The sequence below is a fragment of the Bacillus sp. PS108 genome (genome assembly GCF_037963335.1).
GTDB lineage: Bacteria > Bacillota > Bacilli > Bacillales > Bacillaceae > Bacillus > Bacillus subtilis.
Genome location: NZ_CP150155.1, coordinates 1032468 through 1054396 on the forward strand (window position 1 = coordinate 1032468; position 21929 = coordinate 1054396).

Below are 21929 nucleotides of genomic sequence, written 5' to 3' on the forward strand. Positions count from 1 at the left end.
TAATACAATTATCCTATCACAAAAATTCAGTTTTTTGATAAAAAATTAGAATTATCAAAAGAAATTGACGGATGTTTGCGAAATGTTCACAAAATAAAATAACCTCATCTTATGATGAGGCCAGGCGTTTTGCGATAGAGGAAGAGATGTTCTGCAGATCCTCCGGTTTATAATCATCAGCATGCGTTTTCCAAACCGCTCCGAATCCATCTCCTTTTCCGTAGCGAGGGATAATATGCATATGGTAGTGGAACACAGATTGTCCAGCTTTTTCGCCGTTATTGTTCAGCGTATTTAAGCCGATCGGTTCAAATTCATCCCGGATAGCGCGGGCGATTTTTGGAACAGCATGGAAATATTGTTTTGCTAATTCATCTGTAAATTCATATACATTCTCAATATGTGTTTTCGGAATGACAAGCGTATGGCCTTTTGTCACTTGGCTGATATCAAGAAAGGCAAGTACATGTTCATCTTCATACACCTTCGCGGATGGAATGTCGCCGGCGATAATTTTACAAAAGATACAATTTTCTGCACAATGCATGAGGGTTCCTCCTTATGAAATTGTTTAGTATGTATACACTCATCGTACCACAGAAATGCAGAAAATAGAAAACAGGATGAACGGCGAGCGTTCACCCTGAATGCAGAGGAAGAGCTTATATGAAGAAAATGTGTTATGCCTTTGGTAAGCACCTCATTTGTCAATAAAATGAAGACTTGTTTAATGCCTAACGATTCCTGCGATAAACACCTCATTTGACAATTTGCTTCATACATGAAGAATTCATCAATTCAGTGAAGAGAAATGGTTTGAGCATTGGACATGTTTATTTTCTATCCAACTGTTTCTAAGACGTCTTTGACAAACACCTCATTTTTCAGTTGATATGCTTTTCCTCTACAACTATTATGATGTCCAGAACCCTGTCTCTTTATGACAGCAAATTCATCATTTGTTAAAAGGGAATTGTTTCAAATCAGGCCTTGTTTTTGGTACTATGAAGAAAAACACTATAAGGGGAGAAACTATGTCTCTGCTATCGGTAAAAGACTTGACCGGCGGATATACAAGGAATCCGGTTTTAAAAAACGTATCATTCACCCTTGAACCGAATCAAATTGTCGGATTAATCGGGCTGAATGGTGCTGGTAAAAGTACAACAATCAGACACATCATCGGGCTGATGGACCCGCATAAAGGTTCAATCGAATTAAACGGTAAAACGTTTGCTGAGGATCCGGAAGGCTACCGTTCACAATTTACCTATATACCTGAAACACCTGTTTTATACGAAGAATTGACGCTGATGGAGCATCTTGAACTAACAGCCATGGCATATGGACTGTCAAAAGAAACGATGGAGAAAAGGCTGCCTCCGCTTTTAAAGGAATTCCGAATGGAAAAGAGGCTGAAGTGGTTCCCGGCCCATTTTTCTAAAGGAATGAAGCAGAAGGTTATGATTATGTGCGCCTTTTTGGCAGAGCCTGCGCTCTACATTATTGATGAGCCTTTTCTAGGGCTTGATCCGCTTGCCATTAACGCGCTGCTTGAACGGATGAATGAAGCGAAAAAAGGCGGGGCGAGCGTGCTGATGTCAACACACATTTTGGCAACGGCAGAACGCTATTGCGATTCGTTTATTATTTTACATAACGGCGAGGTGCGGGCGCGCGGCACGCTGTCAGAGCTCAGAGAGCAGTTTGGAATGAAGGACGCGGCGCTGGACGATTTGTATCTTGAGCTTACAAAGGAAGACGCTGGCCATGAATAATATGCTTGATATTTGGCAGTCGCGGCTGCAGGAGCATATCAAAGAAACAAGAACATACATGAAATATATGCTCAACGATCACCTCGTCATTGTTTTGATTTTTTTTCTAGCGGGCGCTGCAAGCTGGTACAGCAAATGGATACGGGACATTCCCGCTCACTTTCCGTCCTTTTGGGTGATGGCCGTGCTGTTTTCGCTCGTGTTGACAAGCTCTTATGTGCGAACGCTTTTGAAGGAGGCTGACCTTGTTTTCTTATTGCCTCTTGAAGCAAAAATGGAGCCTTACTTGAAGCAGGCGTTTATCTACAGCTATGTGTCTCAGCTGTTTCCGCTTATTGCGCTGAGTATCGTTGCGATGCCGCTTTATTTCGCAGTCACACCGGGGGCTTCGCTCGTATCGTATGCCGCGGTCTTTGTCCAACTGTTGCTGCTGAAAGCGTGGAATCAGGTAATGGAATGGAGAACGACTTTCCAAAACGACCGCAGCATGAAACGGATGGACGTCATCATTCGCTTTGCGGCGAATACACTCGTTCTTTATTTTGTTTTCCAATCTGTTTATATGTATGCGCTTCTCGTCTATGTCATTATGGCTGTTCTTTATCTGTATATGTCTTTCGCAGCAAAACGGAAAACATTTAAATGGGAAAGCCATATTGAGTCCGAATTGAGACGAAAGCAGCGTTTCTATCGGATTGCCAACCTGTTTACTGATGTGCCGCATTTGCGAAAGCAAGCCAAACGCAGAGCTTATCTCGACTTTTTGCTGAGGCTTGTGCCGTTTGAACAGCGCAAAACATTTGCCTATATGTTCACCCGCGCCTTTTTGCGTTCGAGTGATTATTTGGGCATTCTTGTCAGATTAACGATCGTTTTCGCGCTGATCATTATGTATGTCTCAGCCAGCCCGCTGATTGCCGCGGTTTTGACTGTGTTTGCCATTTTCATTACGGGCATTCAGCTTCTGCCGCTCTTCGGCCACTTTGACCATCTGGCGCTTCAAGAGCTGTACCCTGTGAAAAAAGAAACAAAGCTGAAAAGCTATTTCTCTCTATTAAAAACTGCACTTAGTATTCAAGCGCTGCTGATGTCTGTTGCATCTGCCTATGCAGCCGGCTTGACCGGTTTTCTGTACGCGCTGATCGGTTCTGCCGTTCTGATTTTTGTTGTTTTGCCTGCTTATATGACAACCAGGCTGAAAAGGCACGGAAAGCTGTGAACTGAAAAGAGGTAATCAAATGACAGATAATCAGCTGCTGATGCAGGAAGCTTTGGACTGGAAAATGCATTTTTTGCGAAAGGATTCCATGTTTGAACGCTTTTCGAAGCGTGTCCAGACGAAGGTGAATGAACGGATTCCTGAAAAAATCCATACGGTCGTCACCGAGAGTGTGAGAAAAATGGTAGAAGCGACAATGGCCGGCTCCAATATCATTACTTATAAAAAGGATACAAGTGCACTGTCGCTCAGTGAAAAAAATGAATTGGCGAAAAAAACGATTGTTTCTTATCAGAAAGTGGCAGCTGCTGAGGGAGTCGGCACCGGAGCGGGCGGCATTTTTTTAGGCATTGCTGATTTTCCGCTGCTGCTTTCAATTAAGATGAAGTGTTTATTTACCTTGTCTTCCATTTACGGCTTTGATGTGAAGGATGCACAAGAAAGGATGTTTTTGCTGCTCGTGTTTCAGCTTGCATTTTCGAGTGACGATGGCCGTAAATCGCTTTTTTCTGTCATCGAAAATTGGGAGACGGAGAAAAAGAGCATCGACTGGAGAATGTTCCAGCAGGAATATCGCGATTATATCGACGTCGTGAAGCTTTTTCAGCTTTTGCCGGGCGTAGGAGCGGCAGTCGGCGGAATTGCCAATTATAAGCTGCTTGCTCAGCTTGGAGAAACGGCAAGACATGTTTTTCATCTGAGGATATTAAAGGAAACAGCCGGAGAATAAACACTCCGGCTGTTTTTTTATAGCTGATGATAGGTGATCGCAGCGCCGGCAAGGACCTTGGCCGCTGTCAGCATGGCTTTTTCGTTGATATCAAATTTCGGATGGTGGTGGGAATAAACTCGGTCTGGCTGTTCGGGAGCGGCACCTGTAAAGAAAAAAGTGCCTTTCACGTTTTGTAGGTAATAAGCAAAATCCTCGCCGCCCATTTGCGGTTCACCGTCAATGACCTGCTGAACGCCCTCGGTATTCTTTGCGGTGCTCACCAAGTGGTTCGTTTCTGCAGGATGGTTCACAACCGCTGGATAACCCTGTTCATAGGTGTACTCATAGGACGCGCCGTGCATGCTGCATATTCCTTTTACAACCGCTTCAATTTCTTTCTCCAGAATGTCCCGGACATTTTCATCAAAAGAACGCGCTGTGCCGATGAGTACTGCTTGGTCTGCGATGACATTAAACGGATTGTCGGCGATGAAGGAGCCTGTCGAAATGACGGCGGATTGAATCGGATTGACTTTGCGGCTGACAATGTGCTGCAAAGAGGAAACGATTTGCGAACCGATCAGGACGGCGTCTTTTGTATCATGCGGATGAGCGCCGTGGCCGCCCTTTCCGAAGACTTTAATCGTAAATCGGTCCGCCGCCGCCATGACGGCGCCGGGGCGGCAAAGAATAGTTCCGAGCGGCTCAGTTGCCCAAAGATGAGTGCCGAATATCACATCCGCGTTTTCGAGACAGCCGTCATCAATCATTGGCTTTGCGCCTCCCGGATAATATTCTTCTGCATGCTGGTGGATCATCACAAATGTTCCCTTCAGTTCATGTCTGTTTTGGTGAAGGACCTTGGCCACTGCGAGAAGAGCTGCGGTGTGGCCGTCGTGGCCGCATGCATGCATGACACCAGGCACTTTGGAGGTGTAAGGGACATCTTTTTCATCTTGAATGGGGAGAGCGTCAAAGTCGGCCCTCAAAGCGACTGTAGGGCCGGGTTCGCTTCCTTCTATATATGCTAAAACCCCTCTGCCGCCAACGTTTGTGCGGATTGGGACTCCTAACGATTCATAATAGGAAGCAATAAATGCGGCGGTTTTTTCTTCTTGAAATGAGAGCTCAGGATACATATGAAAATGGCGCCTGATCTCAACCATTTCTTCAAAACAGCCGTCGAGCTGTTTGTTTATCTCTTTCTGCAGTGTGGATATGGACAAAGCCGCTTCCCCCTTTTCTATGTTTTCCATGATTGTATAGAAAAAGTCTGAATATTTCAACTCGTGCTGTTTTAAAGCATCATCACAGCTGCGAGGGTTGTCACCAAAAGGCCAATCGCGACGGGAATGAAGTTTTTTCTGGCAAGCTCAAAAGGATCAACTTTGCAAATGGCCGCGGCGGGAATCAAAGCCCATGGGACCAGTGTGCCTCCGCCCACCCAGATGGCAGAGATTTGTCCGAGCGCGGTCAGAATAGCGGGATCGGCATGGAGAGCGGACGAAAAGAGCTTTGCGATGGAGCCGGCGAGAGAAATGCCAGAAAATCCTGAGCCGTCAAGGCCTGTTATGGCTCCAGCGGCAGTTAATGCAGCGGCGGCAAGCTCCTTTGACATAGGCATCATATGGGATAAAGCAATGCCAAGATCGTTGACAATGCCGTGGGAACCTTTAGGGAGTGAAGTGCCCAGTATACTTTCATAGCCTGAGTCGCCAAGATAAAAGAAAGCGGCAATCGGGATGACGGGGCCGAAAACCTTAAAACCGAACTTAAATCCGTCAATAAAATAGCCGGTGATTTTTTCAAGCCCTTTATGCTTATACACGAAAAAATGAACGGTAAAGAGGATACAAATTGCAGACCCGCCAATTAACGCGGTTGCATCATTTCCTTGTAGGTTAAACAAGAGCATGCAGGCGATATCTGCAAGAAAGGCAAGCGGAATCAAAAAAGCCAGTATGGACCGCAGGCGTTTTGGCAAGTACAGCGAGTTGTCTTGTTCGCCGGAAAGAACGGGGGAAAAAGAAGCGGGATGCTCCTGTTTTTTGCGTTCGCGCTGAATCATGATAAAGGCAGCAGTTGTTGTTGTCACACCCATAATCAGCACAAGCGGAATACTGGCCGAGACGACATCACCGACTGGAATGCCTGCTGCATCCGCAGTCAGCTTTGGCGCCGCCTGAATGACAAAGTCTCCTGACAGGGCAAAACCGTGTCCGAATAAGTTCATGGCCATGGCCGCGGCAAGAGGCGTCAAACCGGCACGTGCGGCTGCGGGGAGCAGGACGGCGCCGATCAAGGCGACACCCGGAGAAGGCCAGAAGAAGAGAGAAATGGCGAACATCAGGCCTCCAATCAGCCAATAGGCAGTCACAGGCCCTCTCACAAGGCTTGCAAAGGGAGAAATCATCGCTTCATTTATCCCTGTTTTTGTTAACAAATCACTCATTGAAACGATAAAGCAAATGATGAAAATCGTGGGCAGCAGTTCGCCGGCCGCATAGATAAAGCTGTGGAATAAACTGCTGACAGAAGCTGAAAGTGAATGGCTGGCCCATAGCGATATGATAAAAATGCCGAATAGAGAAATAAATGTCGTGTCTTTTCTCAGCAGCATAAATAGGATAATTGCACCGATAAAAAACACATACAGAACATGGACAGACAAAATCCCGACTTCCATCATCGATCACTCCTTCCGCTTACAGATTATTCATAGGCGGGCGGAAGGTGCCGGGACAGAGGGGAGGGTTATGATGGAAGATGAACATTGATCTGTTTCAGCTGCTCAATCGATGATGCCTTAATACTCTATTCGCTTTTTGCAGATGTTTTGGGAAGCATTCAGGAGAAAAAATGACGCACCCTTCAGCAAGCCAGTTTTTTCTATAGGCGATGATGCTTTCCGATGGCTCTAAATATGAATCATCCTCGTGCTGCATCTCGTAATCATCAAATCCGAACTGAAAACCGCAGCACGGGCAGATTTCATGAGAATGATTGCCTTCATGATCATATGGCGGTTCAGCCAATCTCTTAAACCCACAGACTGGGCAAGTATGCTTCATTTTGCTTTCCTCCCAATAAAATAAGCTGCCGGACATGCCGGCAGCTATTCGACAGCGAAATATGTGGTGACATAGGAAGGCCGGGAGAAGATCGACGTTGTGTCAATTCCGGCAGATGTATCGCGTTTTTTGTGGGCTTCTTTGTAAGAACCGGACTGCTGCCAGTCTTGAAAGGCGCTTTCCGTTTCCCACAAGGTCAGAATGACATAGGTGTCACTGTCAAGCGGACGGAGCACTCGAATTGCTTCAAAGCCAGGCTCATTTTCGACTTTTCCCGCTCTGTTTTTAAATCTGTTTTCAAACAGCGGACGCCCTTCCTGAGTGACGGCAATATTGTTCAATACTGCAAAACCGGGATGTTTGATCTCTCCGACTTGGTCAATGACTTCATAAGCGTGTGGTGCCTGGAAAACGGTATCTCCGTTTGTTTCATGAATTAAAATGGCGTTTTCCTGCCCCTGCATCAAAAGGATATTTTCTGAGGGATGCTTCTCTACGATCGTTTTTAAAAAATCGGCTGTCCCATATGTAATATAAACCTTCATATCAGCCACCTCCTGCTTGCTAGTATATCAAAACAATGGTATAAGTTTCTATTGGCGAGTGCTTCGAACATAATTCCAAACAATTTTTCCCATACTACCTTTAGAAAGGCGAGGTGAGTTCATGTTTAAGATAAAGAAAAAGAAACTTTTTATACCTATCATTATTTTAGTGTTAACTGCTTTTCTCGCTTTAATAGGATATATTTCAATTATTTTTCTCGGCCATTATGTCATAGATGAAAAAAAGCTTATTCTTCATGCTTCTTCAAAAATTGTTGATCAAAACGGAGATGAGGTTGCAAGCCTGTATACAGAAAATCGCGAACCGGTCTCGATCAATGAGATTCCAAAGCAGGTCAGAGAAGCGTTTATCGCTGTTGAGGATAAAAGATTCTATGAGCATCACGGCATTGATGCAAAATCTGTCGGAAGGGCAGTGTACCGCGATATATTAGCAGGTGGTAAGGTGGAAGGCGGAAGCACAATCACCCAGCAGCTTGCCAAAAATATTTTTCTGACACATGACAAAACGTTTCTAAGAAAAACAAAAGAAGTGATCATTGCGATTAATCTTGAACGGGATTACAGCAAGGACAAGCTGCTTGAAATGTATTTAAACCAGCTTTACTTCGGACACGGGGTCTACGGCATACAAGCGGCGTCCCACTATTATTTTAATAAAGAAGTAAAAGATTTGACTGTATCTGAAGGCGCTGTTTTGGCCGCTATTCCGAAGGCGCCTTCTACTTACTCTCCGATTTTGCACCCTGATAAAAATAAGGAGCGGCGTGATACAATTCTAGGCATGATGAATGACCAAGGCTATATTAGTGCGAAAGAGGCTGTCACCGCGCAGGGCCGGACGCTTGGACTGCATGTGAAGAAACAGTCGGAAACACCTTGGTTTGACAGCTACATTGACCTTGTGATCAAAGAGGCGGAAGACAAGTATTCCATTTCCGGAGAGCAGCTTCTTCAAGGCGGATACACGATCAAGGTGCCGCTCGATTCGAAGCTGCAGAAGACGGCTTACCAGGTGATGAAAGAGGGAAGCTATTATCCCGGAACAGATCAGAATGCCGAGGGAAGCGCGGTCTTTATTAATAACAAGACAGGCGGTGTAGAAGCGGCCATCGGCGGAAGGGATTACACATCCAAAGGATATAACCGTGTCACAGCTGTCCGCCAGCCGGGTTCCACATTTAAGCCGCTTGCTGTATACGGACCGGCGATGCAGGAAAAGAAATTTAAGCCATATTCTCTATTGAAGGATGAGTTGCAGTCCTACGGAGATTATACGCCGAAAAACTACGACAGCCGGTATGAGGGCGAAGTCACTATGTCTGACGCCATTATGTACAGCAAAAACGCGCCGGCTGTCTGGACGCTGAATGAGATCGGCGTCGAAACAGGAAAATCTTATTTGAAAGAAAACGGCATTGATATCCCTGATGAAGGACTTGCTCTCGCTCTAGGAGGCTTGGAAAAAGGCGTTTCGCCGCTCCAGCTTGCCGGCGCGTTTCATACATTTGCCTCGAATGGAACGTATACGGAACCTTTCTTTATCTCGAGCATAATAGATGAAGACGGAGAAACAATAGCCGATCATAAAGAGGAAGGAAAGCGGGTTTTCAGCAAGCAGACGTCTTGGAATATGACGAGAATGCTGCAGCAGGTAGTCAAAAAGGGAACGGCCACGTCCGGCGCCTATCACGGCGACCTGGCGGGAAAAACAGGTTCTACATCTTATACAGGCGTCTCCGGCGCGACAAAGGACGCCTGGTTTGCAGGCTATACGCCGAAAATAACCGGGGCAGTCTGGATGGGCTATGACAAAACGGATCAAAGCCATTATTTGAAAGCCGGGAGCTCATACCCGACGCGGCTGTTTAAGGATATTTTGACACAGGCAGGAGAAACCGGTCATGTGTTCACAAAGCCTAAAAACGTTAAAGAACTGGAAAGCCCGATTGAGCTGAAGCCGGTCAAAACACTCACAGCCGATTACACATTTAAAGCAGCGGGGCTCTTTACTATTGAATTAAAGTGGGACGCTCAAGAGGATGATCGGGCCGTATACAGAATTTATGTAAACAAGGGCGGCGAGGAGACGCTTCTTGATTCGGTTGAAGGGAAGGGAAGCTATGAAATTCCTTATGCCAACTTATTTTCGGGCGCGTCTTATAAAATTGTGCCTTATAATACACAGACAAAAAGAGAAGGGGAAGGAACCGATTACGTTCAGCCAAAATTGTTTTCCTCTTAATGGAATTCGGCGATTTTTTGAACTTTGAGCTACATTTCTATACCATTTGCCTAAAACAAGGTATAGTGTAATAAGTCAAGAAATACGAACGTATGGTTGCCGTATGAAAGGTGGAAATCAGATGAGTAAACGAGAAACGTTTAACGAGACGTTTTTAAAAGCTGCGCGGGGAGAAAAAGCGGATCAAACGCCTGTGTGGTATATGAGGCAAGCAGGGCGCTCACAGCCGGAATACCGCAAGCTGAAGGAAAAGTACGGATTGTTTGAGATCACACATCAGCCCGAACTTTGTGCGTATGTCACAAGACTGCCGGTTGAGCAATACGGAGTCGATGCTGCAATCCTTTATAAAGATATCATGACGCCGCTGCCGTCAATCGGTGTGGATGTTGAAATCAAAAACGGGATCGGTCCTGTGATTGATCAGCCAATCCGGTCTCTGGCGGACATTGAAAAACTCGGCCAGATTGATCCGGAACAGGACGTGCCGTACGTGCTTGAGACGATTAAACTGCTTGTCAATGAGCAGCTGAACGTCCCGCTCATCGGTTTCTCAGGTGCGCCTTTTACGCTTGCAAGCTATATGATCGAAGGCGGCCCGTCGAAAAACTACAATAAAACAAAAGCCTTCATGTACAGCATGCCAGATGCATGGAATCTGCTGATGTCCAAGCTTGCCGACATGATCATCGTGTACGTGAAAGCGCAGATTGAGGCAGGCGCAAAAGCGATTCAAATCTTTGATTCGTGGGTCGGCGCATTGAATCAGGCAGATTACAGAACATACATCAAACCCGTGATGAACCGGATCTTTTCAGAGCTCGCAAAGGAGAATGTGCCGCTGATCATGTTTGGCGTCGGCGCAAGCCATCTCGCAGATGATTGGCATGACCTTCCTCTCGATGTTGTCGGGCTTGACTGGAGACTCGGCATTGATGAAGCCAGATCAAAAGGAATCACTAAAACAGTGCAGGGCAACTTGGACCCGTCCATTTTGCTTGCGCCATGGGAAGTCATTGAGAAGAAAACGAAGGAAATACTTGATCAGGGTATGAAATCAGATGGCTTCATTTTCAATCTTGGCCATGGGGTATTTCCTGATGTCAGTCCCGAGGTTTTGAAAAAACTGACAGCGTTTGTCCATGAATATTCACAAAACAAAAAAATGGGTCAATATTCCTAAGCATATCTTTTGGTATCTTAATGATATCCTGTCAAAATGTTTGTATCAGATCATTAAAGAGGGTGTAAACAGTGAGTAGAAAGAAAATGGGGCTTCTCGTGATGGCGTACGGCACGCCTTATAAGGAAGAAGATATTGAACGTTATTATACACATATCAGAAGAGGCAGAAAGCCTGAACCTGAAATGCTTCAAGATTTGAAAGACAGATACGAAGCGATTGGCGGCATTTCACCGCTTGCCAAAATCACAGAAGAGCAGGCACATAATCTGGAACAGCACTTGAATGAAATTCAGGATGAGATTACGTTTAAAGCGTATATCGGACTGAAGCATATCGAGCCGTTTATTGAAGACGCCGTAGCAGAGATGCATAAGGATGGCATTACAGAAGCAGTCAGCATCGTGCTGGCGCCGCATTTCTCCACGTTCAGCGTTCAGTCCTACAACAAACGCGCCAAAGAAGAGGCTGAAAAACTCGGCGGCTTAACGATTACGTCAGTTGAAAGCTGGTACGATGAACCGAAGTTCGTGAAATATTGGGTTGACCGAGTGAAGGAAACATATGCGTCAATGCCTAAGGATGAAAGAGAAAACGCAATGCTCATCGTATCCGCACACAGCCTGCCGGAAAAAATCAAAGAATTTGGAGACCCGTACCCGGACCAGCTGCATGAATCGGCGAAATTAATTGCTGAAGGCGCAGGCGTTTCCGAATATGCTGTCGGCTGGCAAAGTGAAGGGAACACGCCTGATCCTTGGCTCGGACCCGATGTTCAGGATTTAACACATGATTTATTCGAACAAAAAGGCTATCAAGCATTTGTATATGTTCCTGTTGGGTTTGTCGCGGATCACTTAGAAGTGCTTTATGATAATGATTATGAATGCAAAGTGGTTACTGACGATATCGGCGCAAGCTATTACCGGCCGGAAATGCCAAATGCCAAGCCTGAATTTATTGATGCTTTGGCAACAGTCGTATTAAAAAAATTAGGACGTTAAAGAAGGCGATGAACATGAGTGACGGCAAAAAACATGTAGTCATCATCGGCGGCGGCATTACCGGTTTAGCCGCCGCCTTCTATATGGAAAAAGAAATCAAAGAAAAGAATCTGCCGCTTGAGCTGACACTTGTTGAGGCAAGTCCGAGAGTCGGCGGGAAAATCCAGACTGTCAAGAAAGACGGCTATATCATCGAAAGAGGGCCAGACTCATTTCTGGAACGAAAGAAAAGCGCCCCGCAGCTTGTTAAAGACTTAGGTCTTGAGCATTTGCTTGTCAACAATGCGACCGGACAATCCTATGTGCTTGTAAACCGCACCCTGCATCCAATGCCGAAGGGCGCTGTAATGGGGATACCGACAAAAATTGCGCCGTTTGTTTCTACGGGTCTGTTTTCTTTGTCTGGGAAGGCCAGAGCTGCAATGGATTTCATCCTGCCTGCGAGCAAAACAAAGGATGATCAGTCATTGGGAGAATTCTTCCGCAGACGTGTCGGAGATGAAGTGGTCGAGAACTTAATCGAGCCGCTTCTATCAGGGATCTACGCAGGCGACATTGACAAGCTCAGCCTGATGTCGACATTTCCGCAATTTTACCAGACGGAACAAAAGCATAGAAGCCTGATTCTCGGCATGAAAAAAACAAGGCCTCAAGGCTCAGGCCAGCAGCTGACGGCAAAAAAACAAGGGCAGTTCCAGACTCTGTCAACCGGTTTGCAGACCCTTGTAGAAGAGATCGAAAAGCAGTTAAAGCTGACGAAGGTGTATAAAGGCACAAAAGTGACCAAACTCAGCCATAGCGGCTCTTGCTATTCGCTCGAACTGGATAACGGCGTCACACTTGATGCTGATTCAGTAATTGTGACTGCTCCGCATAAAGCGGCTGCGGGAATGCTTTCTGAGCTTCCTGCCATTTCTCATTTGAAAAATATGCACTCCACATCCGTGGCAAACGTCGCTTTAGGTTTCCCTGAAGGCTCCGTCCAAATGGAGCATGAGGGCACGGGTTTTGTCATTTCAAGAAACAGTGACTTTGCGATCACAGCCTGTACGTGGACGAATAAAAAATGGCCGCACGCAGCGCCGGAAGGCAAAACGCTGCTTCGGGCATATGTCGGAAAAGCCGGAGACGAATCCATTGTCGATCTATCAGATAATGACATTATCAACATTGTGTTAGAAGACTTAAAGAAAGTCATGAACATAAACGGCGAGCCGGAAATGACATGTGTCACCCGATGGCATGAAAGCATGCCGCAGTACCATGTCGGCCATAAGCAGCGTATCAAGGAGCTGCGTGAAGCACTTGCATCTGCGTATCCGGGTGTTTATATGACAGGCGCTTCTTTCGAAGGTGTCGGCATTCCCGACTGCATTGATCAAGGAAAAGCTGCCGTGTCTGACGCGCTTACCTATTTATTCAGCTAAAACCTCCGCTTTATCGCGGAGGTTTTTTTGATGTGCAATGGCAATATTGTGTAAAAAAATGATTGAATTGAACGGCAGGTTATGATACATTTGCATATGTACTTAATGACTAAAATGTTCAAACGGTCAGTTTCGAGGTGAATACAATGTCAATAGATCGAAAAAAGCTCATTTTGGAGGCGGCTACAAAGTCTTTCACGCAGTTCGGGTATAAAGCGACGACAATGGATCTTGTCGCAAAACTTGCGAACGTGGGGAAGGGAACCATTTATACTTTTTTCAAAAACAAAGAAGAGCTGTTTGACGAGATTTTCACTACTTTATTAAAGGAAATGAAGCAAAAAGCGGATGAAGCGATGGAGCCGAACCTTCCGTTCCATGAAAATGTGCACAGAGCGCTGTTTGCCATTCTGGAGTTCAGGAAAACACATCAGCTGACGATTAAAATTTTCCAAGAGAATGCCGAGATTGGTACAATGGCAGTTCAGGAAGTGATCCAGAAAATGGAGCGAGCCATCCTGTCTTATATCAAAAGCAAGATTGAAGACGGGATCAAAAGCGGCGCAATCAAGCCGTGCGACCCTGAACTGACAGCCTTTGTGATGCTGAAGCTTTATATCGCGCTCATTTTTGACTGGGAAAAACAACACCCCCCGCTTGATAAAGAGACAATTGCGGGACTGCTTGAATTGTATGTTGTCAAAGGATTGTCAGCGAACTAGATAATCCTTTCTCTTTGCAAGAAAATGACCATTTTTCATGATGAGTCAGTTTTAGAATGGAGGCATCAGGATGAACACAATACGAAGTCAGTGGAAAGACATCGTAACAAGTAAAAAATTATTGATTCCCATCATCGCCATTTTGTTTGTCCCGCTTATTTACAGCGGCGTATTCTTAAAGGCTTATTGGGACCCGTACGGCACAGTTGACCAGCTGCCTGTCGTTGTCGTCAACCAAGACAAGGGAGCAACGTATGAAGGAGAAAAACTTCAAATCGGTGATGATCTGGTCAAAGAATTAAAGGATAATAACAACTTTGATTGGCATTTTTCCAATGATCTCGACCAATCGTTAAAGGACTTATTGAATCAAAAATATTATTTAGTTGTCGAGATTCCTGAGGATTTTTCTAAGAATGCCAGCACTGTATTAGACAAAAATCCGAAAAAATTGGATCTGAAATACCATACAAATGCAGGTTCTAACTATGTAGGGGCAACGATCGGCGAAAAAGCGATTGATAAACTGAAAGCCTCTGTTTCAAAAGAAGTGACCGAGCAATATACGAAAGTTATTTTTGATAACTTTAAAGATATCGCAAAAGGTTTGAGCGACGCGAGCAGCGGCGCGAAAAAAATTGATGACGGCACAAAGGATGCGAAAAACGGAAGCGCCCAGCTGAAAGAAAATCTGGCGAAGCTGAAGGAAAGCACCGCTACCATCAGTGACAAAACAGCGCAGCTTGCAGATGGAGCGGCTCAGGTGACGAGCGGCATCCAATCACTTGACAGCTCGCTCGGTAAATTCCAGGACAGCAGCAACCAGATTTATGATAAATCTGGCCAGCTTGCAGCAGGATCAGGCGAGCTGACAAGCAAGATGAATGAACTTCTTGCCGGACTTCAAAATGTGCAGAAGGGTACGCCTAATCTTACTAACGGGCTGGATCAGCTCAACAGTAAAGCCCAAGAAGGTTCTGAGAAAGCAGCAAAAGCGGAAAAGCTCATTAATGCGCTCGATTTAACGAAGCTTGAAACTGCTGTAAACAATCTGGAAAAGTCAGAAACTGCAATGAAGGAATTCAAAAAACAGCTGACTGACTTTGAAAACAGCTTAAAAAACCGTGATCAGGCATTCAAAAATCTCATCAATTCGAGTGATTTCTTAACAGCGGAGCAAAAAAGCCAGTTGATCAGCTCTGTTGAAAAGCAGCTTCCGAAAGTTGATGCGCCTGATTTTGATGAAATTTTAAGTGGGCTTCCTTCAGCTGATCAGCTGCCTGACATCGCAACGATAAAAAGCTCTCTTGAAGACGTGAAAGCTCAGGTGGCGCAGGTGAAAGCCATGCCGGAAGCTACATCTAAGCTTTATAACGGCGCAAAAACAATCCAAGATGCAATTGACAGATTAACTGAGGGAGCTGATAAGATATACAATGGTTCACAGAAGCTGACAGATGGCCAAACTAAACTGACAGCGGGCATCGGTGAATATAATAAGCAGTTCGCAAAAGCAAAAGCGGGCTCAGAGCAATTGGTGACAGGAAGCAGCCAAGTATCCGGCGGATTGTTTAAGCTGTTAGACGGGTCTAAACAGGTCCAAAGCGGATCATCAAAACTTGCAGACGGATCTGCATCACTTGATACAGGTTTAGGCAAGCTATTGGACGGCACAGGAGAGCTGTCTAGTAAGCTGAAGGATGCGGCTGACCAAACAGGAGATATCGATGCTGATGATCAAACATACGGCATGTTTGCGGATCCGGTTAAAACCAAAGATGATGCCATTCATTCCGTTCCTAACTATGGAACAGGGCTGACACCTTATATCCTGTCAATGGGCTTGTATGTCGGCGGCATCATGCTGACGGTTGTCTTCCCGCTGAAGGAAGCGTCAGGACGTCCGAGAAACGGTTTTGAGTGGTTCTTCAGCAAATTCAATGTCATGATGCTTGTAGGAATCATTCAATCATTGATTGTGGCGACGGTTCTTCTATTGGGAATTGGTCTTGAGGTAGAGAGCACGTGGAGATTTTACGTGTTTACGATCATTACGAGTCTCGCTTTCCTGGCGATAATTCAATTTTTGGCTACAACGATGGGCAACCCGGGGCGATTTATCGCAGTCATTATTTTAGTGCTGCAGCTGGGAGCGAGCGGAGGAACCTTCCCGCTGGAATTGCTTCCGAATTTCTATCAGGTCATCCACGGCGCATTGCCGATGACCTACAGCATTAACGGATTCAGAGCAGTCATTTCAAACGGTGACTTTGGCTACATGTGGCAGATGGCCGGCGTCTTAATCGGCATTGCCCTCGTCATGATTGCACTAAGCATTACTTACTTTACAATGTTAAGCCGGAAGGAAGAAACATCAGAAGAACAGCCGGCTTCATAAAGAAAAAGAACTTGTTTCCTTGGAAACAAGTTCTTTTTTTGTTACATTCCCCATTTAATAAGCAATCCTGTATAGGTTAATCCGCCGCCAAACCCGAAAAGCAAAACGATTTGATCTTTTTTCAGCTTCCCGGCTTTCACTGCGAGATCGAGCGCCAAAACAATTGAAACCGAAGACGTGTTTCCGTAGTGCTCAACACTAGTGAGCGTTTTTTCAATCGGGAACGGTGTTTTTTCACAAATTGACTCGATCATGCGCAAGTTGGCGCTGTGAGGAACAAACCAATCGAGGTCATCGGAGCTGAGTCCTGCTTTATGTAAAAGCCGTTCAAATTCGCCAGGGACGGTTCTTGCGGCCCATTTATATACCTCGCGTCCGTTTTGCACCATTTTTCCGGAACCGACAAGCTGCACACCGTTTATTTCATTTCGCAGTCCGGCACGATACAAAATATCGCCGCCGTTCCCGCTTGTTCCTTGTACAGACGCAAGAAATCCCGGCGTCTCTTCATCTCGTTCTACTAACAGCGCACCCGCGGCATCGCCGAACAGAACGCATGTCGTTCGATCGGTATAATCCGTTACCTTTGATAACGTCTCTCCGGCGATCACGAGAATTTTATGATGAAGGCCTGATGTGATCAATCCATTTGCCAAATGGAGGCCGTAAGTCAGCCCGGCGCATGTCGCATTAATATCCAGCGCGCCGGTGCTTTCCCAGCCGAAATATTCCTGTATGCGGCATGCTGTACTCGGAAAGGCGTAATCGGATGTGGTGGTGGCAACGAGGATCATATCGACATCATCAAGTGTTCCTTTATAACGGCTCTTGAGATTCTTCACCGCTTCTATGCATAAATCAGAGGTAAATTGATGTTCATCCGCAATCCGGCGTTCTCTCATTCCTGTGCGCTGAACGATCCATTCATCAGAGGTATCAACGATCTTTTCTAAATCTGCATTGGTTAAACGTCTGCTCGGCGCATAGGTGCCGATAGCTGTAATTTTTGCTTTTGACATATGAATCACTCCTTATGGTCAGATTATAACACTAGATATTAGTATCTGGTACTAAAAAGAAGGTTTTTTTACAAAAAAAGAGAAGTGTAGAATAGGGAATCTATGAAAAAGAAAAAGGAGGCTGAAAAATGGTCAGTCAAGAAGCAGTAGTCTTTTTGGCATTATCCGGGGCTATTGCGTTTCTGTTGCCAATCGGGCTGATTGTATGGTTTAAGCGAAAGTATGGCGCCTCGCTTAAAGTGTTTTTTATTGGCGCTCTCACGTTTTTTGTCTTCGCTCAGCTGCTGGAAGGCGGCGTTCATGTTTATGTGCTGCAAGTGAATGAAATGACGAAAGAAGTGATGCAGCATCCATTATGGTATGGCATTTACGGCTGCTTGATGGCCGGCATTTTTGAGGAGTGCGGAAGGTATATGATGATGCGATTTTTTATGAAGCGCCATCATACCTGGGCGGATGGTCTGGCTTTCGGGGCCGGCCATGGCGGGCTTGAAGCCATCCTGATTACAGGCTTGTCCTCTATCTCACTTATTGTATACGCATTTGCAATCAATAGCGGGACGTTTGAACAGCTTTTGGTCAATGGCGACGTCAAACAGGCGCTTTTGCCGATACAGGAGCAGCTGCTGCATACTCCTTCGTATGAATGGATGCTGGGCGGAATAGAAAGAATCAGTGCCATTGCCGTCCAGATTGGTCTGTCTCTGCTTGTTTTGTACGCGGTTAAAAACCGCCGGCCGCTGTTTTTGCTGTATTCTATTCTTTTACATGCACTGTTTAATGTCCCGGCGGTTTTATATCAAAGAGGAATCATAGAGCATGCTGCAGCTGTTGAAATCATTGTTGCTCTTATAGCGGCTTTATCAGTTTATTGGATTGTAAAAGCAAAAAGGGTGTTTCAATAAAAGGTCCAAGCAGCAGCAATGCCCGCTTGGAAAAATGTGAATGGAAATATTCATTAAGCATGGGTCATCAGAATATTTCTGATTCAGTCTTTAGCAATGACAGCAAGAATGTCTGTGTTTTTTACAAGAGAAACAATGGTGTTTCTTTTTCTTCTTCTCGCAAGGGTCATGGCATTCTTTCTTTTTCTTGCAATGGTCGTGGAAATCTTTATCGAACCACTCGTCAAAGAACCAAAAATCATCGAACCAATCGTGACAACGACATTTCTGTTCATGTGAATGACGACAGCACATAGAAATCCCTCCTCTTCCCATGCTCTCTACAGCATATGAGAGATTGATAGGAAAAGATTGGACGGGTCCCTCGGGAAAAGAGTATATTTTAAGTAGAAAATAAAAGGAGGAATGCCCTATGACGTCCGTACGTAAAACGATGGAGCTCATTAAAGAACTTGTATCGATCCCAAGCCCGACAGGAAATACATATGAGGTGATCAATTATATTGAAAGCCTTTTAAAAGAATGGAAGGTAGAAACGGTTCGGAACCACAAGGGCGGCTTAATTGCAACGCTTCCAGGACGCGACACATCCCGGCATCGCATGCTGACAGCGCACGTTGACACCCTCGGCGCTATGGTGAAGGAAATTAAAGCGGACGGCCGGCTGAAAATCGACTTAATCGGCGGGTTCCGCTACAACTCGATTGAGGGGGAGTATTGCCAAATTGAAACCGCCTCGGGAAAAATGTACACAGGCACAATCTTAATGCATCAAACGTCTGTGCACGTATACAAAGACGCGGGAAAGGCTGAGCGGAATCAAGAGAATATGGAGATCCGCCTAGATGAACCTGTTCACTGCCGGAAAGATACGGAGGAGCTTGGCATTGGCGTCGGAGACTTTGTGTCGTTTGATCCACGTGTCGAGATCACATCAAGCGGATTTATTAAATCGCGCCATTTGGATGACAAAGCAAGCGTCGCCTTATTGCTCCGCTTAATTCATGAAATTCAAACAGAAGACATTGAGCTGCCGTATACAACCCATTTTCTTATTTCCAATAATGAAGAAATCGGTTACGGCGGGAATTCGAATATTCCTCCTGAAACAGTTGAATATTTGGCGGTTGATATGGGCGCTATTGGTGACGGGCAGGCGACAGATGAATATTCAGTATCAATCTGTGTGAAGGATGCGAGCGGGCCGTATCATTATCAGCTCAGAAAGCATTTAGTTCAATTAGCCGAGAAGCATCATATTGACTATAAGCTTGATATCTATCCGTACTACGGGTCTGATGCGTCAGCAGCGATCAAATCCGGGCATGATATTGTGCATGGCCTCATAGGGCCGGGAATTGACGCTTCCCATGCATTTGAACGCACCCATAAATCATCTCTTCGCCATACCGCTAAGCTTCTGTATTACTATGTACAGTCACCAATGGTATAAGGGGGAGGACCAATGAAGATTTATAAGCTGAAAAGCACATTCGGCTGGGAAGGTGATGACGGGTTGGGAGAACAGCTGATTCAGCAGATCCTTGCCGGAGAAAAAACCGCCACGTGCGCGCCGAAATCATTGTATTCAAAAGATGAATTGAGGGACGTTTATCAAACAGCGGGTCAGCTTGTTACCGTTTATGATAAACATGACAATCCAAGATGCAATATAAAAGTAACAGATGTCTTTGAAACCATCTTTGGTGCGCCTGATATGAGGTTAGTCAAAGGAGAGGGCAATGGAGACCGAATTGAGGAGTTTCAAGAGGATCATCGGATGGCATGGGCGGAACTGATCAAAAGCGGTGAACTGGAGCTGAATGAGGATACTGTTTTGATTACAGAGCTGTTTGTGCTTGTTAAAGATTAAAAAAGCCTGCGGGGCAAGAACCCCGCAGGCTTTTCATTAACCAGAAATGGTTGCGTTTTGTTCTGTTTTCGATTGGGACATAACAGTTTCTGCTTTCGCAGGATTAAACATGCCTTCCCATTTAGACATCACAACGGCAGCAAGCGCGTTACCAGTCAGGTTGACAACTGTTCGTGCCATATCCATGATGCGGTCTACGCCGGCAATAAAGGCAAGTCCTTCAGCCGGAACGCCGATGGTGCCAAGCGTTGCAAGCAAGACAACAAAAGAAGTACCAGGCACGGCAGCCATCCCTTTAGATGTCACCATTAAGACGAGCACAAGCGTAATCTGGTGCCAAATCGTCAAATCAATGCCATATACCTGTGCTAAAAAGAGTGCGGCAATCGATTGATAGAGAACGGAACCGTCTAAGTTAAACGTGTAACCGATCGGAATGACAAATGAAACAATGCCTTTCGGACATCCGATTTTCTCCATTTTTTCCATGATGCGCGGAAGAACCGTTTCAGAGCTGGACGTACTGAACGCCAGTAAGATTTCGTCCTTCATGTAAGCAAGGAACTTGAAGATGCTGATGCCGGCAATTTTTGCGACAATCCCGAAAATAACAATTAAGAAGAAAGCAAGCGCGACATAAACCAATCCGACGAGCTTTCCGAGAGAGATAAGAGAACCGAGTCCGAATTTAGACACAGTCACTCCGATAAGAGCGAAAACGCCGAATGGCGCCACTTTCATCACAAGGTTTACAACGTGGAACATGGCATGGGATACACCTTCAAAAAAGGCTAATACAGGCTTGCCTCTTTCACCGATTGCGGAAATACCCAATGCAAATAGTACTGTAAAGCAAATGATGGCTAGAAGATCCCCTTCGACCAATGACTGGAAGAAGTTTGTCGGCACAATATGGAGGAACGTTTCTGCCACTGATTTATTACTTTGTTCTTTTTCAGTTTCAACATATTGACTGATGTCCGATTTTTGAGCTTCGTGTATATTAACTCCTGTACCCGGATGGAAGATGTTTGCAAGGGCTAGTCCGAGAATAATGGCAAAAGTCGTGATGATCTCGAAGTACAGAATCGTTCTGAAGCCTAATTTACCGACTTGCTTTCCATTTCCTGCACCGGCTACACCGATGATTAAGCTGGAGACAACAATAGGAATCACTATCATTTTGATTAAGCGTAAAAAGAGATCCCCGATTGGCTGCAGGTAAGTAGGCAATGCTGGGTTGCCATACCAAATGACGCCAACAATGACACCTAGAATAAGTCCAACGAATATTTGTGTGGCTAATCCAAACTTAATTCTTTTCATAGATTACCTCCCAAAAAACAAAGTATCAACATATATCATGAATAGACATATATTTAATCTCACTATTAGATCAAATTATAATAGATAAGAAATCAATTCGTCTATAGTAAATTATATTTCGAAAATAAAGAATATTCAATGACATTATGATAATCACCAGAATTATCTAAAAACAGGTGAGCTTTGACCTAACCTGACTATTATTTCAAAATTAAGAGATATGTGAAAAAATAAGAAAATCCCACGCGTAAGGCGCGGGATTTTCGCTCATTACAAATCGTTTACTTTTATACAGTCATTGCAGATATTACCATAACACTCATGCTGCTCTTCTATCTTTTTTCCGCATTCCGCACACTTTTTCGAAGGCAGGTTTCTAAAAAATTCTGTGATTTTCCCCAGCATAACCAATCCCTCTTTCCCCTTTGTAGTGATTTCATTGTAATATAACAGATCACAAAAATCAATAACTGTTTTGATA

Annotated in this window: 20 protein-coding genes and 1 pseudogene; 13 read left to right on the top strand and 8 right to left on the bottom strand. The window is 45.1% G+C overall.

Annotated elements, in window-relative coordinates:
* Positions 1–109 precede the first annotated feature (109 nt).
* Positions 110–547, bottom strand: coding sequence for an HIT family protein (locus NSQ16_RS05335; protein WP_003233231.1), 438 nt, complete (start codon positions 545–547; stop codon positions 110–112).
* Between the two features lie 487 nt (positions 548–1034).
* Here NSQ16_RS05335 and ecsA point away from each other — a divergent pair, with 487 nt between their 5' ends.
* The 3 genes from ecsA to NSQ16_RS05350 are packed head-to-tail and all read left to right on the top strand — an operon-like array spanning position 1035 to position 3727.
* Positions 1035–1778, top strand: coding sequence for an ABC transporter ATP-binding protein EcsA (ecsA, locus tag NSQ16_RS05340; protein WP_003233230.1), 744 nt, complete (start codon positions 1035–1037; stop codon positions 1776–1778).
* Positions 1771–2997 carry an ABC transporter permease EcsB gene (gene ecsB, locus NSQ16_RS05345; RefSeq protein WP_327837776.1) on the top strand — a complete coding sequence of 409 codons (1227 nt, stop codon included), beginning with the start codon at positions 1771–1773 and terminating at the stop codon, positions 2995–2997. Before ecsA ends, ecsB begins: the two co-directional genes overlap by 8 nt.
* Before the next feature lie 19 nt (positions 2998–3016).
* Positions 3017–3727 carry an EcsC family protein gene (locus NSQ16_RS05350; protein ID WP_327837774.1) on the top strand — a complete coding sequence of 237 codons (711 nt, stop codon included), beginning with the start codon at positions 3017–3019 and terminating at the stop codon, positions 3725–3727.
* Positions 3728–3744: 17 nt separating this feature from the next.
* Here the strand turns inward: NSQ16_RS05350 and sndC are convergent, their stop codons facing one another.
* The 4 genes and pseudogenes from sndC to hmoB form a co-directional block, all read right to left on the bottom strand.
* The gene (gene sndC, locus NSQ16_RS05355) at positions 3745–4935 is read right to left on the bottom strand and encodes an N-acetyl amino acid acetylase SndC (RefSeq protein WP_230488436.1); all 1191 of its coding nucleotides are present in this window, start codon (positions 4933–4935) and stop codon (positions 3745–3747) included.
* Between the two features lie 71 nt (positions 4936–5006).
* Complete coding sequence (locus NSQ16_RS05360) at positions 5007–6398, bottom strand: hypothetical protein (protein WP_101172518.1); 1392 nt, start codon at positions 6396–6398, stop codon at positions 5007–5009.
* A 65-nt stretch (positions 6399–6463) separates the two neighbouring features.
* Positions 6464–6780 (bottom strand): annotated as a pseudogene (locus tag NSQ16_RS05365) (hypothetical protein).
* Between the two features lie 44 nt (positions 6781–6824).
* The gene (hmoB, locus tag NSQ16_RS05370; RefSeq protein ID WP_024572544.1) at positions 6825–7325 is read right to left on the bottom strand and encodes a heme-degrading oxygenase HmoB; all 501 of its coding nucleotides are present in this window, start codon (positions 7323–7325) and stop codon (positions 6825–6827) included.
* Between the two features lie 121 nt (positions 7326–7446).
* On the opposite strand from hmoB, the gene NSQ16_RS05375 reads away from it, so the two are divergent.
* The 6 genes from NSQ16_RS05375 to NSQ16_RS05400 all read left to right on the top strand — a co-directional run bounded on the left by NSQ16_RS05375 (position 7447) and on the right by NSQ16_RS05400 (position 16325).
* Positions 7447–9591, top strand: coding sequence for a transglycosylase domain-containing protein (locus tag NSQ16_RS05375; protein ID WP_230488437.1), 2145 nt, complete (start codon positions 7447–7449; stop codon positions 9589–9591).
* 121 nt (positions 9592–9712) lie between these two features.
* Positions 9713–10774, top strand: a complete 1062-nt coding sequence (gene hemE, locus NSQ16_RS05380; protein WP_230488438.1) for a uroporphyrinogen decarboxylase — start codon at positions 9713–9715, stop codon at positions 10772–10774.
* A 71-nt stretch (positions 10775–10845) separates the two neighbouring features.
* A complete protein-coding gene (gene hemH, locus NSQ16_RS05385; RefSeq protein ID WP_230488439.1) occupies positions 10846–11778 on the top strand; it encodes a ferrochelatase in 933 nt (310 codons plus the stop codon).
* Positions 11779–11792: 14 nt separating this feature from the next.
* Entirely contained in the window at positions 11793–13205 is a 1413-nt protein-coding gene (gene hemY / locus NSQ16_RS05390; protein WP_003245394.1) for a protoporphyrinogen oxidase, read from the top strand.
* A 146-nt stretch (positions 13206–13351) separates the two neighbouring features.
* Positions 13352–13927, top strand: coding sequence for a TetR/AcrR family transcriptional regulator (locus NSQ16_RS05395; protein WP_014479348.1), 576 nt, complete (start codon positions 13352–13354; stop codon positions 13925–13927).
* 70 nt (positions 13928–13997) lie between these two features.
* A complete protein-coding gene (locus NSQ16_RS05400; protein WP_227057348.1) occupies positions 13998–16325 on the top strand; it encodes a YhgE/Pip domain-containing protein in 2328 nt (775 codons plus the stop codon).
* Between the two features lie 41 nt (positions 16326–16366).
* Here the strand turns inward: NSQ16_RS05400 and fabHB are convergent, their stop codons facing one another.
* On the bottom strand, positions 16367–17344 hold the full coding sequence (gene fabHB / locus NSQ16_RS05405; RefSeq protein ID WP_033883065.1) for a beta-ketoacyl-ACP synthase III FabHB: 978 nt from the start codon (positions 17342–17344) through the stop codon (positions 16367–16369).
* A 128-nt stretch (positions 17345–17472) separates the two neighbouring features.
* On the opposite strand from fabHB, the gene NSQ16_RS05410 reads away from it, so the two are divergent.
* The 4 genes from NSQ16_RS05410 to NSQ16_RS05425 all read left to right on the top strand — a co-directional run bounded on the left by NSQ16_RS05410 (position 17473) and on the right by NSQ16_RS05425 (position 20122).
* Positions 17473–18249: a YhfC family intramembrane metalloprotease gene (locus NSQ16_RS05410; RefSeq protein ID WP_230488440.1), complete on the top strand. Its 777-nt coding sequence runs from the start codon at positions 17473–17475 to the stop codon at positions 18247–18249.
* Positions 18250–18387: 138 nt separating this feature from the next.
* Positions 18388–18528 carry a hypothetical protein gene (locus tag NSQ16_RS05415; protein ID WP_172635042.1) on the top strand — a complete coding sequence of 47 codons (141 nt, stop codon included), beginning with the start codon at positions 18388–18390 and terminating at the stop codon, positions 18526–18528.
* Between the two features lie 133 nt (positions 18529–18661).
* Positions 18662–19702 carry a M42 family metallopeptidase gene (locus tag NSQ16_RS05420; RefSeq protein WP_009966936.1) on the top strand — a complete coding sequence of 347 codons (1041 nt, stop codon included), beginning with the start codon at positions 18662–18664 and terminating at the stop codon, positions 19700–19702.
* 12 nt (positions 19703–19714) lie between these two features.
* Positions 19715–20122: an ASCH domain-containing protein gene (locus NSQ16_RS05425; protein WP_015252434.1), complete on the top strand. Its 408-nt coding sequence runs from the start codon at positions 19715–19717 to the stop codon at positions 20120–20122.
* Positions 20123–20158: 36 nt separating this feature from the next.
* On the opposite strand, the gene gltT is transcribed toward NSQ16_RS05425, so the two are convergent.
* Positions 20159–21448 (bottom strand): glutamate/proton symporter GltT, encoded by a 1290-nt coding sequence (gltT, locus tag NSQ16_RS05430; protein ID WP_003245579.1) that lies wholly within the window; start codon positions 21446–21448, stop codon positions 20159–20161.
* Positions 21449–21718: 270 nt separating this feature from the next.
* Positions 21719–21853, bottom strand: coding sequence for a protein YhfH (gene yhfH, locus NSQ16_RS05435; RefSeq protein WP_003244802.1), 135 nt, complete (start codon positions 21851–21853; stop codon positions 21719–21721).
* Between the last annotated feature and the right edge of the window lie 76 nt (positions 21854–21929).

Coding starts and splice junctions, on each gene's coding strand:
- yhfH (WP_003244802.1), bottom strand. CDS start 21,853: ATGCTGGGGAAAATCACAGAATTTTTTAGAAACCTGCCTTCGAAAAAG.
- NSQ16_RS05410 (WP_230488440.1), top strand. CDS start 17,473: ATGGTCAGTCAAGAAGCAGTAGTCTTTTTGGCATTATCCGGGGCTATT.
- NSQ16_RS05420 (WP_009966936.1), top strand. CDS start 18,662: ATGACGTCCGTACGTAAAACGATGGAGCTCATTAAAGAACTTGTATCG.
- NSQ16_RS05375 (WP_230488437.1), top strand. CDS start 7,447: ATGTTTAAGATAAAGAAAAAGAAACTTTTTATACCTATCATTATTTTA.
- ecsA (WP_003233230.1), top strand. CDS start 1,035: ATGTCTCTGCTATCGGTAAAAGACTTGACCGGCGGATATACAAGGAAT.
- hemY (WP_003245394.1), top strand. CDS start 11,793: ATGAGTGACGGCAAAAAACATGTAGTCATCATCGGCGGCGGCATTACC.
- NSQ16_RS05425 (WP_015252434.1), top strand. CDS start 19,715: ATGAAGATTTATAAGCTGAAAAGCACATTCGGCTGGGAAGGTGATGAC.
- NSQ16_RS05350 (WP_327837774.1), top strand. CDS start 3,017: ATGACAGATAATCAGCTGCTGATGCAGGAAGCTTTGGACTGGAAAATG.
- NSQ16_RS05360 (WP_101172518.1), bottom strand. CDS start 6,398: ATGATGGAAGTCGGGATTTTGTCTGTCCATGTTCTGTATGTGTTTTTT.
- ecsB (WP_327837776.1), top strand. CDS start 1,771: ATGAATAATATGCTTGATATTTGGCAGTCGCGGCTGCAGGAGCATATC.
- hemE (WP_230488438.1), top strand. CDS start 9,713: ATGAGTAAACGAGAAACGTTTAACGAGACGTTTTTAAAAGCTGCGCGG.
- NSQ16_RS05400 (WP_227057348.1), top strand. CDS start 13,998: ATGAACACAATACGAAGTCAGTGGAAAGACATCGTAACAAGTAAAAAA.
- NSQ16_RS05395 (WP_014479348.1), top strand. CDS start 13,352: ATGTCAATAGATCGAAAAAAGCTCATTTTGGAGGCGGCTACAAAGTCT.
- NSQ16_RS05335 (WP_003233231.1), bottom strand. CDS start 547: ATGCATTGTGCAGAAAATTGTATCTTTTGTAAAATTATCGCCGGCGAC.
- hmoB (WP_024572544.1), bottom strand. CDS start 7,325: ATGAAGGTTTATATTACATATGGGACAGCCGATTTTTTAAAAACGATC.
- gltT (WP_003245579.1), bottom strand. CDS start 21,448: ATGAAAAGAATTAAGTTTGGATTAGCCACACAAATATTCGTTGGACTT.
- fabHB (WP_033883065.1), bottom strand. CDS start 17,344: ATGTCAAAAGCAAAAATTACAGCTATCGGCACCTATGCGCCGAGCAGA.